The 14,007-nt window shown below is 28.4% G+C and carries 14 protein-coding genes, 1 tRNA gene and 1 pseudogene; 6 read left to right on the forward strand and 10 right to left on the reverse strand.

The annotated features are described in order from the left end of the window. Window positions 1-39: 39 nt before the first annotated feature. Together ICJ84_RS03345 and ICJ84_RS03350 are read left to right on the forward strand one after the other, a co-directional pair. Complete coding sequence (locus tag ICJ84_RS03345) at window positions 40-291, forward strand: hypothetical protein (RefSeq protein ID WP_188214938.1); 252 nt, start codon at window positions 40-42, stop codon at window positions 289-291. Between the two features lie 261 nt (window positions 292-552). Further along, entirely contained in the window at window positions 553-723 is a 171-nt protein-coding gene (locus ICJ84_RS03350) for a hypothetical protein (RefSeq protein ID WP_188214939.1), read from the forward strand. 58 nt (window positions 724-781) lie between these two features. Here the strand turns inward: ICJ84_RS03350 and ICJ84_RS03355 are convergent, their stop codons facing one another. Beyond that, the gene (locus ICJ84_RS03355) at window positions 782-994 is read right to left on the reverse strand and encodes a hypothetical protein (RefSeq protein ID WP_188214940.1); all 213 of its coding nucleotides are present in this window, start codon (window positions 992-994) and stop codon (window positions 782-784) included. 12 nt (window positions 995-1,006) lie between these two features. Beyond that, the gene (locus ICJ84_RS03360; RefSeq protein WP_188214941.1) at window positions 1,007-1,918 is read right to left on the reverse strand and encodes a retropepsin-like aspartic protease; all 912 of its coding nucleotides are present in this window, start codon (window positions 1,916-1,918) and stop codon (window positions 1,007-1,009) included. Between the two features lie 194 nt (window positions 1,919-2,112). Here ICJ84_RS03360 and ICJ84_RS03365 point away from each other — a divergent pair, with 194 nt between their 5' ends. Further along, a complete protein-coding gene (locus ICJ84_RS03365; protein WP_188214942.1) occupies window positions 2,113-2,550 on the forward strand; it encodes a hypothetical protein in 438 nt (145 codons plus the stop codon). Window positions 2,551-3,078: 528 nt separating this feature from the next. Here ICJ84_RS03365 and ICJ84_RS03370 read toward each other — a convergent pair. Continuing rightward, window positions 3,079-3,945, reverse strand: coding sequence for a phospholipase D-like domain-containing protein (locus tag ICJ84_RS03370; RefSeq protein ID WP_188214943.1), 867 nt, complete (start codon window positions 3,943-3,945; stop codon window positions 3,079-3,081). Window positions 3,946-4,216: 271 nt separating this feature from the next. Here ICJ84_RS03370 and ICJ84_RS03375 point away from each other — a divergent pair, with 271 nt between their 5' ends. Beyond that, window positions 4,217-5,899 carry a DUF262 domain-containing protein gene (locus ICJ84_RS03375; RefSeq protein WP_188214944.1) on the forward strand — a complete coding sequence of 561 codons (1,683 nt, stop codon included), beginning with the start codon at window positions 4,217-4,219 and terminating at the stop codon, window positions 5,897-5,899. A 1-nt stretch (window position 5,900) separates the two neighbouring features. Continuing rightward, complete coding sequence (locus ICJ84_RS03380) at window positions 5,901-7,910, forward strand: DUF262 domain-containing protein (RefSeq protein WP_206688669.1); 2,010 nt, start codon at window positions 5,901-5,903, stop codon at window positions 7,908-7,910. Window positions 7,911-8,026: 116 nt separating this feature from the next. Here ICJ84_RS03380 and ICJ84_RS03385 read toward each other — a convergent pair whose 3' ends face one another. The 5 genes and pseudogenes from ICJ84_RS03385 to ICJ84_RS03400 all read right to left on the reverse strand — a co-directional run bounded on the left by ICJ84_RS03385 (window position 8,027) and on the right by ICJ84_RS03400 (window position 12,739). Continuing rightward, window positions 8,027-8,392 carry an HIT family protein gene (locus tag ICJ84_RS03385; protein ID WP_188214946.1) on the reverse strand — a complete coding sequence of 122 codons (366 nt, stop codon included), beginning with the start codon at window positions 8,390-8,392 and terminating at the stop codon, window positions 8,027-8,029. Then, window positions 8,392-8,655: a hypothetical protein gene (locus ICJ84_RS16935; protein WP_241748674.1), complete on the reverse strand. Its 264-nt coding sequence runs from the start codon at window positions 8,653-8,655 to the stop codon at window positions 8,392-8,394. The genes ICJ84_RS03385 and ICJ84_RS16935 overlap by 1 nt, the downstream gene beginning before the upstream one ends. Further along, a pseudogene (locus ICJ84_RS16940) lies at window positions 8,656-9,252 on the reverse strand (HNH endonuclease domain-containing protein); the annotation flags it as partial. 177 nt (window positions 9,253-9,429) lie between these two features. Next, entirely contained in the window at window positions 9,430-12,348 is a 2,919-nt protein-coding gene (locus tag ICJ84_RS03395) for a DUF3427 domain-containing protein (protein ID WP_188214947.1), read from the reverse strand. Between the two features lies 1 nt (window position 12,349). Beyond that, a complete protein-coding gene (locus ICJ84_RS03400; RefSeq protein WP_188214948.1) occupies window positions 12,350-12,739 on the reverse strand; it encodes a (deoxy)nucleoside triphosphate pyrophosphohydrolase in 390 nt (129 codons plus the stop codon). Between the two features lie 191 nt (window positions 12,740-12,930). Here ICJ84_RS03400 and ICJ84_RS03405 point away from each other — a divergent pair. Beyond that, window positions 12,931-13,004: transfer RNA gene (locus ICJ84_RS03405), tRNA-Asn, on the forward strand. A gap of 323 nt (window positions 13,005-13,327) precedes the next feature. Here ICJ84_RS03405 and ICJ84_RS03410 read toward each other — a convergent pair. Both ICJ84_RS03410 and ICJ84_RS03415 read right to left on the reverse strand, forming a co-directional pair. Further along, window positions 13,328-13,618 carry a hypothetical protein gene (locus ICJ84_RS03410; protein WP_188214949.1) on the reverse strand — a complete coding sequence of 97 codons (291 nt, stop codon included), beginning with the start codon at window positions 13,616-13,618 and terminating at the stop codon, window positions 13,328-13,330. After that, window positions 13,608-13,856 carry a hypothetical protein gene (locus ICJ84_RS03415; protein ID WP_188214950.1) on the reverse strand — a complete coding sequence of 83 codons (249 nt, stop codon included), beginning with the start codon at window positions 13,854-13,856 and terminating at the stop codon, window positions 13,608-13,610. The genes ICJ84_RS03410 and ICJ84_RS03415 overlap by 11 nt, the downstream gene beginning before the upstream one ends. Window positions 13,857-14,007: the final 151 nt, after the last annotated feature.

Here is a 14,007-nt window from a genome sequence, read left to right on the forward strand (position 1 = left end):
TTATCTCTGGACAATACAATCCAAATTATCTTATTTAAAATGAGCAATAAAGAACTTATCGAGCTTTTGAAATATTGCTCACCACACATCATTTATGTGGTTAACGTCCAAAATAAAATTATAAAACTCCAGACACCTTTTAAGCTTTTAGTGTTACAGGATATTGGGGATTTACATAAAGATCAAATCGTTTCCTGTACAGAATTAAAAATCACCAAACAGGGAAGAGTGGTGTTTTATATAGATGGTAAAAACTACCATACCTACTATTTTGATATTCTAACAAAATAAATGATAAAGAGCATTATGCTGTATCTTTTGGCTTCTGAATAGAAGCATTTTCTGAGACTGTTTTGGCTCTATAATACTAAAACTCCTGAGAAAATCCACTTCATGGAGATCCTTCATATTAAAACTTAGCCGAATAATTTATTATGTTATAAATTGAAACATCGTTAATTAAATAAGTTATATTTATTGAACACTTCGGTTAAGTTTTATATGTTGGAGTTTTTAAGTTAAGATAAAATGTTAAAATGTAGGTTGCTAAATATGATCAATTCAATCCGTAGTATAGTCATTCAAGTGTTACCAGGAAAAGTAAAGCGCGAAAGTGTTACATACGAATTTGTATCCAATATTAAAGACGTTAAGCCTACTAAAAATAAGTGGCTCTATACTGCTGATAGCTTTGGTAAGATGGAAGAAGGTGTAGTTAGATAAGTATTGACTTTAAAGAAATGAACTAGTGCTTTTTATAGGAACCATTGTAAACAGTTTTTTATTTAGGTATTCCGACTCTAATTTTTTCTTCTCTAGACGGATTAGAAATTATATGGTTGTACGGAACTCTTGAATCTGAAGTTTTTATCTCCAATTCTGTTCCAATTGACCAATTTTTCACAATTTCAATATCATCTAACATAACAATAAATTGCCTGCCATTTTCTAAAGTTATTGAAGAATTATCTTTTGACTTACTTGCTAATTTCATTTTTTATTTCGATTATTTTTCTAGTATTAATTCTTTTGAACTATTGTCAATACTCCATTTTCGGAAATTATCTAAAAAACTACGACCTAAAAGAAGAGGTGAATCAGAAACACCTATCGAAGCTCTCACATTTTTTATTTTATAATTTCCGATTGTTAATTCGGGGATCATTAATCTTCTACATTTAATTATGGTACCATCAGCAAGTTTAAATAGCGCAGGTTCGATGTAATTTTCTTGAGTTATAATTCCATTGTCTATTAGTTCTCTTTCTGTATTTTTTGATAAAGAAATTTCACTAGCTCCAGAATCAAGCACAAAGTGCTTATTTAAGTTTCCAATTTTAACCCAGACCTTATATACTCCTCCATAGGTTTCTAATTTTATTTTGTTTTCATAATTTGAGCCAGAAATATGCGATTTTTTTTTATCAAAATTATTAGGAGCAAATGGATCATCATCATCATTTCTGTTGTATTTTTCACTTGAACCTAATTCACTTATTAGGTAATTAAAAGCATTATATAACTTGTCATTACGATATTTATTATCTATAAAAATATATTGGTTACTATAATTGCCAGAAAGCATACCTTCTACAGTAATACATGAAGGAGCGGATAATGAGAAATTATCTTTTTTTGTGCAATAAAAAAATATTTGTAATGGATTACCTGAAGAATTTTTTCCAATTGTAATTTCTGACCAGTGCATACTGATTTTACTTAAATACGGAAATTTTGGATTATCTTTTTTGTCTCTATAAATATTTATAATTCCTTCATGAGATAATTCAAGGTTGTACTGATATGAATTATCAGAAAAACTATTATTAATATAACTAATAGTTTCTTCGATAGATAGTTTTTGAGCTTGATTTAAAATAGGAAATATAAAAAAAATACAAAGTATTAGTTTTTTCATTTTTAGATTTTAGTTTGAAAATTATTTATAAAGGTTATAGCCGTCAGTTATCGGTTTGGTTTATTTTTAATATAGATAAGCTCAAATATATATAAATAGCTACAAAATACAGGTGTGTTTTTTTTTATGTTGTTGTAGGATTTATTTTTTAAAGAAGCAATCTTTGTTTTTTTTACAAAAAATGAAATTTAGATATGAAGAGAGTTTTGTTTACCATTACTTTAATATTATTTTTTAGCTGCTGTTTCTCACAGGACAGCCATCAAATGTCTAGCGTTCCAGATTCTTCCCGTTGGGAAATTGTCCAATCTCAACAGGGAGTTAGATATACTTTTAAAATTGATAAGTATATTGGTAGAGTATATCAGTTAGTAATGGGTGAAAACGGTGAAACTTGGCAACCTATTCCATTTGAAGGTCTAATTGAGACTTATATTTCGGGTTTAGAATATAGGAGAATTGAAACCGGTGAAGAAGTTCTTCCTGAAGATATGCTAAAACCTAGTTGGCAGCTTTTTACATCTGGACATGGAATTAAGTATACGTTTCTTCTTAATATTCATAGTGGTATAACATTAAAACTATTTGTAGATACTGAAACTGAAGAACTATTTTGGAAAAAAATAGAGTAAATAAATATGATTATGGAACTAATCAAATATAAATTTATAAAATAAAAAAGCAGGTTAAAACCTGCTTATATTATGTAATATTGTTTTCTAAAAAAAACTTGGTTATCCTGACCAAGAACCGCCCATTAATAATTTAATTTTCATAAGTATTAGTGTTTAAAGGTTGTAAAAATGTATTAATTTTTTTCTGACTTTTTATAAATAAATATTTTAAATTTTTCTCCTGCAAGAAAAATATCTCTATTAATATACGCTAAATCATCCTTTTTGAAAGCACCATTATGGTGCATTTTATTTTTGTTTACAGTAGTTGTTTGACTTCAGCAAAAAGTGAACTTTTAGAGGTAAAAATTTAAGAGAGATATTTCTTAAATTAATAACCTTTAAATGCAAGAAAAAAACAATATCAAAATTTAATATTAAATTAGAACCAACACTCTCTTATTAATCAGCTCAAGAAGTTCAATTTCGACTGAAGACCTACAATGTATAGTCTAATTTAACTTTTTAAATGGATGTTTGGTTAAATTATTGCCACTCAGAAGGGTATTTTAGAATTACTGGAGCAAGTTCATTTATAGTCCTTGATCTAATAATTTCATTAGTTAAATGAAAGAAGTCCTCAGTTAAAATGCTTGAATGTAATACTTTAATCGGTATGAAAGATATATAGGCATATTTGTTATTGCCCCTTTCTAAGTCTAATTCAAATTTATGTTTAAATTTAAAATGTGTATTACTAATAGCATCAATCAATTTATCCCACATAGGCTGTTCTTTACTAATTTTAATAGTGTATTTAGCGCTGATCATAACATCTGCAAAATGTAAAAGATTGCCTGAAAAAATATATGTTGATGTGGGAGTGAATTTAGCCGATTTGTATGTGTTTATGAATTTATGGCAAAGATTTTTAAATTGGGATGTTCCAAGTTCAGGTATTTTAATTTGAGTAGATTCTATCTTTTCTATTGTAGTATCAACTTTAGGGCTTAAATCTGATATATATTTCTTTATAAATTCAATAAGTTCTTCCCTTTCTTCATTTTCAGTAGTTCTATATGCTATATCAATAGAATTAATATCTGAGTAATAAACTATATTTTGAGAGGTAACAATACCATAATTTTCATTTAGATATAGTTTAGCATGCAAATCATTAACAAGGACTAGTTTAATCTCATTTCTCTTTAGGAAGGATAAATCTTGTGTTGCATTTTTCCGGGCAATAAAAGTTATATTAACACCTCTGTCAATAGCTCTTTGAAGGCATTTTTTCATCTTATCCCAATTAGATATTTCAACATAGGGTGATACTAAGACAAGTTCCTTAGTTGCTTCTTCAATTAAGGTCATAATTTTAGAGGAAATCTCAAGGGGGGCAATAAACTTCATTAATTTTTATAATATGATTAGGAATATGAATGACCAATGTAGGATTATATGGTAATTTAAAAAAGTAAAATTTTGATAATTTGAATTATCTACCACTTATTTAAAGATCTATTTAGTTAATTTATTGATTGTAGATAATAATAGTTAAAATGTCACTGAGCTGTAAATCTGTGATTTGTTAGCTTGAAATTTTGTAAAATAAAACTTTTATTTAATCGGATTATTCTTATTAAACTTATTATTTTTAAGGAATAAAATTCATTAAAATTTGATGGAAAATATTTTAGAGCTTAAAACAGTTAATGAACTTACTCAGTATGATTTTTTTATACCTTCTTATCAGAGAGGATATAAATGGACCGAAAAGGAGGTGAAGGATTTGTTAAATGATATAAATGATTTTAAACCTCGTATAATAGAGAATTCAGATAATAAAACTTGGTATTGTTTACAGCCAATTGTTATAAGACTAAATAATGAAAGAAAAAATGAATATGATGTTATTGATGGTCAACAAAGATTGACAACAATATATTTAATTTTATTTTATTTAAACCAGGATTTTGTTGAGTCCAGAAGACTTAAGTTATTTAACTTAAATTATCAAACTAGATTAGGAACAAAAACTTTTTTGCAAGAACTGGAACAAAAGGGTATAGATGAATCTAATTCAGATTTTTTCCATATAAGTAGGGCTTATAAAACTATTAAAGATTGGTTTGAGAATAGACCAATAAATTTTGATAAATCTGAATTTAGTTCAAAATTTAAATTTCATTCAAAAGTTATATGGTATGAGTCTATATCAGAGGATCCAATTAAAATATTTAGTAGAATTAATGTAGGAAAGATTCCTTTAACAAATAGTGAGTTAATAAAAGCTCTTTTTTTAAATAGTTCAAATTTTGATCATCAGCAAAGTGATAAACTTAGACTTAAACAGTTAGAAATAGCTACAGAGTGGGATAATATTGAGCAACAGTTACAAAATGATAGTTTTTGGTACTTTTTAACAGGAAATCAAACGCAAGTTAATAGGATTGAATTTATTTTTGATTTGATAAGCGAGGGGAATAAGAAAGAAGATAGTTATTCTACATTTAGATATTTTAGTGAACAGTTTAGGAATAGTACTCAAGAGACTGTAGAATTAAACTGGAAAAATGTAAAGTCTTATTTTCAGAGGTTTAATGAATGGTTTAATGAAAGGGAATGGTATCATAAAATTGGTTATTTGGTAGCTGTTAATTCTATATCTATTAGTGAATTATATTATAAATCCTCAGATTTAACTAAGACTAAATTTCATAGTTACCTTAATGAATTGATAAAAAGAAGTATCAAGAATATTAATCTTGAAGAATTGCAATATTCAGACAAAGGAGATGTTAGAAAGACGTTATTGCTTTATAATATTTTAACCATGCTTAATAGTGATAAGGACAATTCTTATTTTCCATTTAATTTATTTAAAAATGGGAGGTGGGATATTGAACATATTACTTCTATTAAGGATGTGATGCCTGATAAAAATAGAATCGATTGGCTTAATGATGCAAAAGTTTTTATTGATGAGTCTAAACCGGATGGTAAAGATTTAAAAAAAAGAGCGGAAATAATTAATATAAAAAATGAAGACCAGTTTAAAGCTTTGTTTGAGGATATAGTTAGTCACTTTAACTCAGACTTAAAAGATGATCAGATAAATGATATTTCTAATTTAACTTTACTTGATTCAGAAACTAATAGAGGGTACAAAAATGCAGTTTTTCCTTTAAAGAGAAAGACTATTATAAAAAGAGATAAACAAGGTGTGTTTATTCCTATCTGTACTAAGAATGTTTTTCTAAAATATTTTAGTGAGTATCCACCTAAAATTTCCTTTTGGACTCAAGAGGATAGAGAGAATTATGAGGCAGATATATATAATGTTCTAAAAAATTATATTGAATAAAATGGAAGACTTAAAATATTCTGGAAAAACTTTAAATTTTATTAAATTATTAGAATCGTATAGTGTTGAAGTTCCAATTATTCAGAGAGATTATGCTCAAGGTAGATTAGATCAGAAAGAAATTAGAGATAACTTTTTGGACGCTCTTTATGGATGTGTATCTAACAATGAGCCTATAAAGTTGGATTTTATATATGGAAGTGTTGTAGACTCACAATTTCAGCCTTTAGATGGTCAGCAGAGACTTACAACTTTGTTTTTATTGTATTGGTATGCTGCAACAAAGGAAAATAAGCTTTTGAATCAATCCACAAAGGACTTGCTTAAAAAGTTTACTTATGAGACGAGGATTTCTTCAAGAGAGTTTTGCCATGAATTAGTTGATAAATCCATTTTGATTGAAAGTGGAATTTCAGTTAAACAATCTATTGTTGATTCTAACTGGTTTTTTCTTTCTTGGATTAAGGATCCTACCATAGAAGGGATGTTAAGGACTGTAGATGATATTCATAAAAGATTTTATAATATAGAAAATCTATGGAATGAATTGAATTCATCTCTTATTGAATTTTATTTTGTTGAATTGAAGGATATGGGATTAACAGATGATCTTTATATTAAAATGAATGCAAGAGGGAAATTGTTGACTCCATTTGAAAATTTTAAGGCAGGTTTAGAAAAGAGAATTATAGATGAAAACTGGGAGGATAATATTGATTTAAATAAAAGCTTTGGTGTTAAAATAGATACAGATTGGACAGATTTTTTCTGGGACAGCTTTAGAATAAATGATTCAGTTGATAGCGCATTAACAAGATTTATTGCTACTGTTTCTATGATTATTCAGTCGGTAGAAAGAGAATTACCAACAGAGGAACGTCATGAGCTCATACGGAATTTACAAGAAGAACCCAGTCTTGTACGACCATTACATTTTAATAATAAAGGGTTTAGTCTTCTTAAAAGGTATTTTGATACCTATCATTTGCAGGTTGTTCTTCATGATTATGAAAATAAGAGACTTCCTTTTCCCTTGTGGAGGCATAGCCCAAAAGGTTCTATTTTATCAATGATTGTTTTTGAAGACAATGCTTATTCTAAAGAACAAAAAAATAGTTCTACATATACTCAGAAGGTACTTTTTTTTGCACAAGCACAATATTTTATTCTTAATGAATATAATGAAGAAAGATATTACGATTGGATGAGGGTAGTAAGGAATATTGTTTCAAGAGGGGATGTTGAAAAAACGGGGGATAGACCAGATATAGTAAGAAGTCCGTCTGCTTTTGATGGAGTTATAAATTTAATAAATGAGTTGTCACAGGGGTCTCATAATATTTATGAATTTTTAGAAAAATCTACAAGTCTTAAATCTCAATTTGCAAGAGATCAGATTTCAGAAGAAAGACAAAAGGCTAGATTAATTAATTATGATAATAATTACAGAGAATTAATTTTTAAAGCTGAAGACAATGAATTATTAAGAGGAAAAATATCATTTGTTTTCTACTGTTTAGGATATAATGATTCTGTATATGGGTTTGATAGTCATTTATTTGAAAAAATAACAAATGTTTTTTCTACATACTTCTCAAGTGAAGATAGCTTAGATAATGATATTAGACGAGCTATCTTGACAATTGATGTGAAAGGAAAATATGAGTTCTATACATATTGGTGGTCGTATTGGCACATAGGAAATGCTAATAAAAGGAGGTTGTTTGATAAATTTAGAGAAATTGAATATTTTATAAATAATTTTGAGCATAGAGATTATTTTAAAAAGTTTGTATTAAAACTAATTGATAAAAATCCACTAGAAATTATAGATGAATTTGTGCCTCCCCTTAATTTTCCAAATTGGAAAAATAGATTAATTAAAGATAGTAGTTTATTAGATGATCAAGCTAGGACAAATTTGATTGCAATTTCAGAGGATGATAGTTATTGTTATCTATTAAAAAGTAGCAGGCCAAGGGAAAAAGAGGGAAATATTTTAATAGAATAGGTGTTGGAAATTTTAACTTTATAGTTCAAAAGTATTCACCAGTATTTAATAAATAAAATAGTAAGGAAGCTCTAAGTGATTGGAGCTTTCTTAGATCTGTTAGGGGTATTATTATATTAATAAACTCTTTTGTCTGGAATAACACCTCTCACTCCTCCATCTGGAATTTTAAGATCTCCATTATATCTAGGAATTAAGTGGCAATGAAAATGAAAAATAGTTTGTCCACTAGCTTTCCCGCAATTCATTCCAATGTTATATCCATCTGGGGAATGTTTTTTATCAATAATTTCCTTTGCAATTTCTATAACATTAAGAAGTTGTAATTTTTCATCCGAAGTAAGGTCAAAAAATGTTTCAACAAGGCTACTTGAAATTATTAATAGGTGTCCTGGAGATACAGGATATTTATCTTCTATGATGAAAAATAAATCGTCACTATATAGCTTTATGGAATTATCTATGTTTAAGAAATCTTTCATTATTGTAAATATTGAAATCCATTATTGTGAGCAATAGTTAGTAATGGTTTAACCACTTCTTTATATTTCTGCTTATTAACTTTTAGATCAGGAAAAATGTGTAAATAGTCCTGTAAAAACTTATTGTTTGGGGTTAAGGATTTTATAGTGTCGATACCATTTGTTTGAAGGTTGTAGAATGAATCAAAGTAAGTTTCAAAATTAGGTAACTTGTCACCCTTTTTAGAATTGAAACTACTATCAGCAGGTATTAAATTCCACATTAAATCGTGCGCTAAAAATTGGAAGGGAATAAAATGCTCAACAGCATAATTTCCAATATCTAATTTTGTATTCGTATAAATGCATTTAATAGGCCCATTTTCTTTTATAACTAAATCCCAAAAATGACTTTTATGTTTATTAAGTGAATTTCTACTTAATGGACGTTGAATTTTAGATGGAATTCCTGGAGTGTTAGGATTTCTAGATTGTAAAAATAAGGTGAGATTCCAGAAGCAAAATGATTTTAATATTCCTAAGTTGTTGTAGAAGTACTTAAACCATTCACTATTTATTTCAATATGATCATTAGATAATGAATAAGGTGGACTGTTGAAGTTTTCCTGTGATAATTTGTATACCTCTGATTTATTTCCTGAACCAACCCAAGGGCTTAAAAATTTATGAGGGACATTTAGATCAAAATGTTTTAGTGTATCATTAATTTTTACTTTTTTGCTACTAATTAATATATCTAATACTTTATCTGGTTTTTCATCAATATTCAGATTTTCATATAGCTTAATTTGTTCTATTGCAGATTGAATTAAATCCTGTTTGCCAAAGGAAATATGGAAATAGTTAACAGTTACCAGGATAAAGAAATCATTCTGGAAAACAGCTCTTTTTTGGGTATAATTAAATTATTTCTTTGCTCAATAGATTCTAAAATGGACCAAAACCAATAAAATTTGTAAGTAGCACTAGTGCTTTTAAATATTGATGATAATTTAGGGATTGATATTAGATCTGAATGAGGTAGTTCCATATGTCCGTTATAGTGTTTTTGTAATGTAATTATAAATGGAATCTTCTACAGGTGGAGATAATTTAAAATCAACCTTAACAACTGATACTTCAGACCCTTTATCATCGGGCATCCTAGTTTCCTTAAAACTGGTATCTATTGGTGTTAAATCTCCCATATAGTAGAACTCTGTACCTTCATCATTACTTTTTTTGATAAAGAGAGGTAGTCTTAACCCTTTATTATAGTTTCTAATGGTTACAACGTCGTTACTAGTTAGTGTCCTTCTTGATTTAGACATCCACTCAAAAGTTTCATTATCCAAAAATCCATCTTCATATTTTGTTGTACTAGAGATATCATCATCTTTATGATAATTCACAAATATTGGACAGTTAGATTTATCAGATGATACCATGTATCCACCAACATTTTGAGCTAAAGGATTCTGATTCCAATTTAATATTCTAAAGGTGTCTTTACGTGTGTACTTTTGGTATAGGCTAAATCCATTTACAAATTTATTTGGGTTAAATGATTGGTCATATTTTGAAATAGCGTAGTTGATGTTATCTAGTAAAAACGTTTTAAAAGTAGAGTTGTCTAGTAATGTTTTAAAATCATTTTCAATAATAATCAGGTTATTTTGTTTACTTACAATGTTCAAATTGTATATATCCCTAACAGGCTTTAAACTTGAGTTTTTTCTTTCTGTTATGAATTCAAAGTTGAGATTACAGATACAAGAATCTATAGTTATATCTGATACGTTATAAGCATATTTTGATTTAATATAACCTTTAAAATGATTTACATCTAAATGTTCTTCATTAATTAATTCTTTTAAAATCAATGTTTCTTCAATACGTTTAGCATTGTTTATTTCTGATGAAAATAGTTCTAAAAGTTTTATTTGTCTTTCATCAAGGTCAAAGGTTGAATCAGATTCCTGAGCTTTTACAAAATTAAAATAGGATTTAGAATAGTTTACATACAACTCAGGGTCTCTGGCCCCGTGTTCTAAAAAGTCTATCATCATTGGAATTCTGCCAAGCTTAAACTTTAATAAGTTGTAATCTTTAGTTAAATCCTTTTTTAACTGCATATTGGCAGAATCAATAGAATTAAATATTTTTTCCTTAGAAATACGGTCAAAATTAACTGTTGAAACCCCGGGGATAGAATTACTTCCTGAAGATATTAATTTTCTTATAGTGTCCTTATTATAAGAGGTGTCTCCATATAAGGCAATAGGAACTAAATAATTATTGTTATAGTTGCCAATAAAATCTATTACGGTCAAATAGTCTTTTTGTTTTACTTTACGTAAACCTCGACCAAGTTGTTGTACGAATACAATAGCAGACTGTGTAGGTCTAAGCATAATGATTTGATTTACCTTTGGAATATCTATACCTTCATTAAAGATGTCAACAGTAAATATATAGTCTAATTTAATAGAGTCATCATCACTTTCTAATCGTTGAATAGCTTCTTGTCGTATATGTTCAGGATCTGCGCCTGATAAAGCAATAGTATTGTATCCTAATTGGTTAAATTCTTTAGATAGTTCCTGTGAAATATCATTTCTTGAGCAAAACACTAAACCTCGAATATTGCCATCATCACAGCCAAATTTTTCAGCATGCTCTATAATTCTATTAACTCTTTCCTTAGCTGTTAATAAGTTGAAATCAGTTAAATCATCAATTTCCTTATTATCAATTGTTAAATCAGTGACACCATAATAGTGAAATGGACTTAGCATGTTTTCCTCTAGAGCCTTGTGTAACCTTATTTCATATGCAATATTGTGGTCAAACATTTTAAATATATCATCACCATCTGTTCTTTCAGGTGTGGCTGTCATACCTAAGAGAAATTCAGGGCTAAAATGATTCATTATGCGTTGATATGTAGATGCAGCTGCACGATGTGTTTCATCTATTACAATATATTCAAAGTGACTGGGAGAAAATCTATCTAAATGGTTTTGTTTAGATATAGTTTGAATTGTTGAAAAAATGTAATCAGCATCTATATCTTGAGTATCTCCTGAATAAATGCCCATTTTAATGTTAGGGCCTAATAGTTTTTGGTATGTTTTTTTAGCTTCCTTGGCAATTGTTAATCTATGGACTAAAAATAGAAACTTTTTAGGTTTATATCGTTGTACATCAAATGCAGAGAGGTAGGTTTTACCTGTGCCAGTAGCAGATATTAACAAGGCTTTGTTTTGATTGTTATTTCTTAAATGTTCAATATTAGCAAGAGCTTCTTCTTGCATCATATTTGGAACTATTTTTTGACCCAGAATTGATTCTTCTTTTTCAAATTGTTTTAATTCATAGGTTTTCTTTTTATTCCAAATAAGTTCATATTCTGAAATATATTCCTCTGTTACTATTCTGGCGTTCTCAAATTCACTTTTAAATTCTTTGACAGCTAGATCAATAATTTCACTTTCATTAGATGCGGTAATTTTTAAGTTCCATTCCTTGTTGGTGCAAAGAGCTGTTTGGGTTAGGTTGCTACTTCCAATAATAAGGTCAAAAATATTGTCTTTTTTGAATAAGTAGCCCTTGGAATGAAAATCACCTTCAGTTACAATTCTTAATTCTATGTTCTTGAATTGTTTTATGCGACGTAAAGCTTCAGGGTGAGTAAAATTAAGATATTGAGAAGCCAATATTTTACCTTTTATATTCCTTGCATCCAATTCAATTAAGGAGTTTATTAAGGTAGCAATTCCACCAGTTGTTACAAATGCAGCAGAGAACCAGAATTCCTCACATAATTCTAATTCTCTAATAATAGTGGTTAAAACCTTTTTTCCATTTTTTGAGTCATTAGTTAGGAATTGTGGCCTTAAATTTTTATTTGAAGCTATATTAAGATCTAAAAATCCTGTTTTGATGCTATCTTGTAATAAACTTTTATAATCCATTTTAAGCTATTAGGTTTTCCATTATAGGGATATCAGCAGCAGCCCAGTCTAAATCTTTTAATTCAGAAGGTTTTAACCATTTATAATTTATGTGTTCTGTAAGTGTTAGGGTTGGGTCTTCACATGAACAGATAAATGTATGCATTGTTAAATGAAAGTCTGGATACTGATGATTAACCGTAATGAATGGTTTTTCAGTTTTTATATCCATTTCAAGTTCTTCTTTAATTTCCCTTATAATAGTGTCCTCTAAAGTTTCTCCTTCTTCTATTTTACCACCTGGGAATTCATATTTTTTTGAAATATAGCTGAGTTTGTTTTCACCTCTTTGTACACAAAGAATTTTATCATCATGCCTAATAATGGCCGCAACAACATTTACTTTTTTCATTCTTACTGTTAAATAATTTTCTGTGTATATATAGCTACACATTTAGGTATTTAACGAAGATATAAAACTTGAATACATTCTCCAGTGATAAAAGGGGTAAAAAAAGGGGAATATTATTTTTCATGAAGGGGATGATTTATCAAAAAGGGTCTTATATTTGCAACCGCTTAGCGAAAGCAACGCATTAACACTCCTCCTTAGCTCAGTTGGTTAGAGCATTTGACTGTTAATCAAAGGGTCCTTGGTTCGAGCCCAAGAGGGGGAGCAGATAAAGAAGGTAAGAAGCTTATAGATAGAGACTTACCTTTTTTTATGCCTTTTTTCTACAACCATTTATACAACAATTGTCGGTTTTCTGTTTGTTTATAATTTATTCCTAGATGTGAATAAGTTCTTTGTAGTAAACATTTTTCATTAAAACTTATGCTCTATTTTTAGGCAAATAAGTTAACCTAAAAATCTACAATGGATTTAGTGAAAATTACCGCAAATGAATTTATTAATCGACTTAGGCAGGATTTAAGTACTATTAAAGGTTATGAATTAGATGAGCAAATAATTATTGATGAGTCAGTTGTTAACTGGCTTTTATTCTTCACTAAATAATTTGGCAATCAAAATTCCAAGTCCTAGACCGATAATTCCTCCGATTAATTTTGCATTATTATCTTTAGCTCTTTCCTTTTCTTTTCTAGCATTTAATAACTCATTCCAATCATTAAAACCAGCTCGATTCAAATAGCTATAAATATATTCTTTTGATAAACCTCCATTTTGTAAAAGAATTTCATATCGCTGATAATCTTTTAAATCTGCTGTGTTTGTTTCAATTTTTTGAGTTAATAACTCAAGTTCATTATAAGTATTATTAACCAACATTTCCTTCTTTATTTTCGGTTAATGAATGTAATTTTCCGCTTTGTAAAAGAGCATTTATTGCCCCAACAGCTTTTGATGAATCCAAATTCGCAGCATAAAGACGGTCATCCAATTTAGATAGAGCTTCAAGGCAATCATTTAATTTGGTTTCTGTAACTTTTTTGTCTTTCTCCATTTCCAAAACTCGATTTTCTAAAGTTTCAATGCGAGATTTGTGAACCTCTGAAGCTATTTTCATTATTATTTTATTTAGAAATGGAACGTTAATCATTTCTTGTATGTTCTTTTAATTTGTTTATAATACCCATAAAAGCAACATTGCTTTTGATTTTTGTTTTATTGCTGCAATGAGTTGTTAATTTCAAATATAAGCAAACACTTACAGGTTT

The organism is Aestuariibaculum suncheonense (assembly GCF_014596935.1).
Taxonomy (GTDB): Bacteria; Bacteroidota; Bacteroidia; order Flavobacteriales; family Flavobacteriaceae; genus Aestuariibaculum; species Aestuariibaculum suncheonense.

Excerpts from the sequence above, each read along its gene's own strand:
- ICJ84_RS03345 (WP_188214938.1), top strand. The coding sequence starts at position 40 with ATGAGCAATAAAGAACTTATCGAGCTTTTGAAATATTGCTCACCACAC.
- ICJ84_RS03350 (WP_188214939.1), top strand. The coding sequence starts at position 553 with ATGATCAATTCAATCCGTAGTATAGTCATTCAAGTGTTACCAGGAAAA.
- ICJ84_RS03355 (WP_188214940.1), bottom strand. The coding sequence starts at position 994 with ATGAAATTAGCAAGTAAGTCAAAAGATAATTCTTCAATAACTTTAGAA.
- ICJ84_RS03360 (WP_188214941.1), bottom strand. The coding sequence starts at position 1,918 with ATGAAAAAACTAATACTTTGTATTTTTTTTATATTTCCTATTTTAAAT.
- ICJ84_RS03365 (WP_188214942.1), top strand. The coding sequence starts at position 2,113 with ATGAAGAGAGTTTTGTTTACCATTACTTTAATATTATTTTTTAGCTGC.
- ICJ84_RS03370 (WP_188214943.1), bottom strand. The coding sequence starts at position 3,945 with ATGAAGTTTATTGCCCCCCTTGAGATTTCCTCTAAAATTATGACCTTA.
- ICJ84_RS03375 (WP_188214944.1), top strand. The coding sequence starts at position 4,217 with ATGGAAAATATTTTAGAGCTTAAAACAGTTAATGAACTTACTCAGTAT.
- ICJ84_RS03380 (WP_206688669.1), top strand. The coding sequence starts at position 5,901 with ATGGAAGACTTAAAATATTCTGGAAAAACTTTAAATTTTATTAAATTA.
- ICJ84_RS03385 (WP_188214946.1), bottom strand. The coding sequence starts at position 8,392 with ATGAAAGATTTCTTAAACATAGATAATTCCATAAAGCTATATAGTGAC.
- ICJ84_RS16935 (WP_241748674.1), bottom strand. The coding sequence starts at position 8,655 with ATGTGGAATTTAATACCTGCTGATAGTAGTTTCAATTCTAAAAAGGGT.
- ICJ84_RS03395 (WP_188214947.1), bottom strand. The coding sequence starts at position 12,348 with ATGGATTATAAAAGTTTATTACAAGATAGCATCAAAACAGGATTTTTA.
- ICJ84_RS03400 (WP_188214948.1), bottom strand. The coding sequence starts at position 12,739 with ATGAAAAAAGTAAATGTTGTTGCGGCCATTATTAGGCATGATGATAAA.
- ICJ84_RS03410 (WP_188214949.1), bottom strand. The coding sequence starts at position 13,618 with ATGTTGGTTAATAATACTTATAATGAACTTGAGTTATTAACTCAAAAA.
- ICJ84_RS03415 (WP_188214950.1), bottom strand. The coding sequence starts at position 13,856 with ATGAAAATAGCTTCAGAGGTTCACAAATCTCGCATTGAAACTTTAGAA.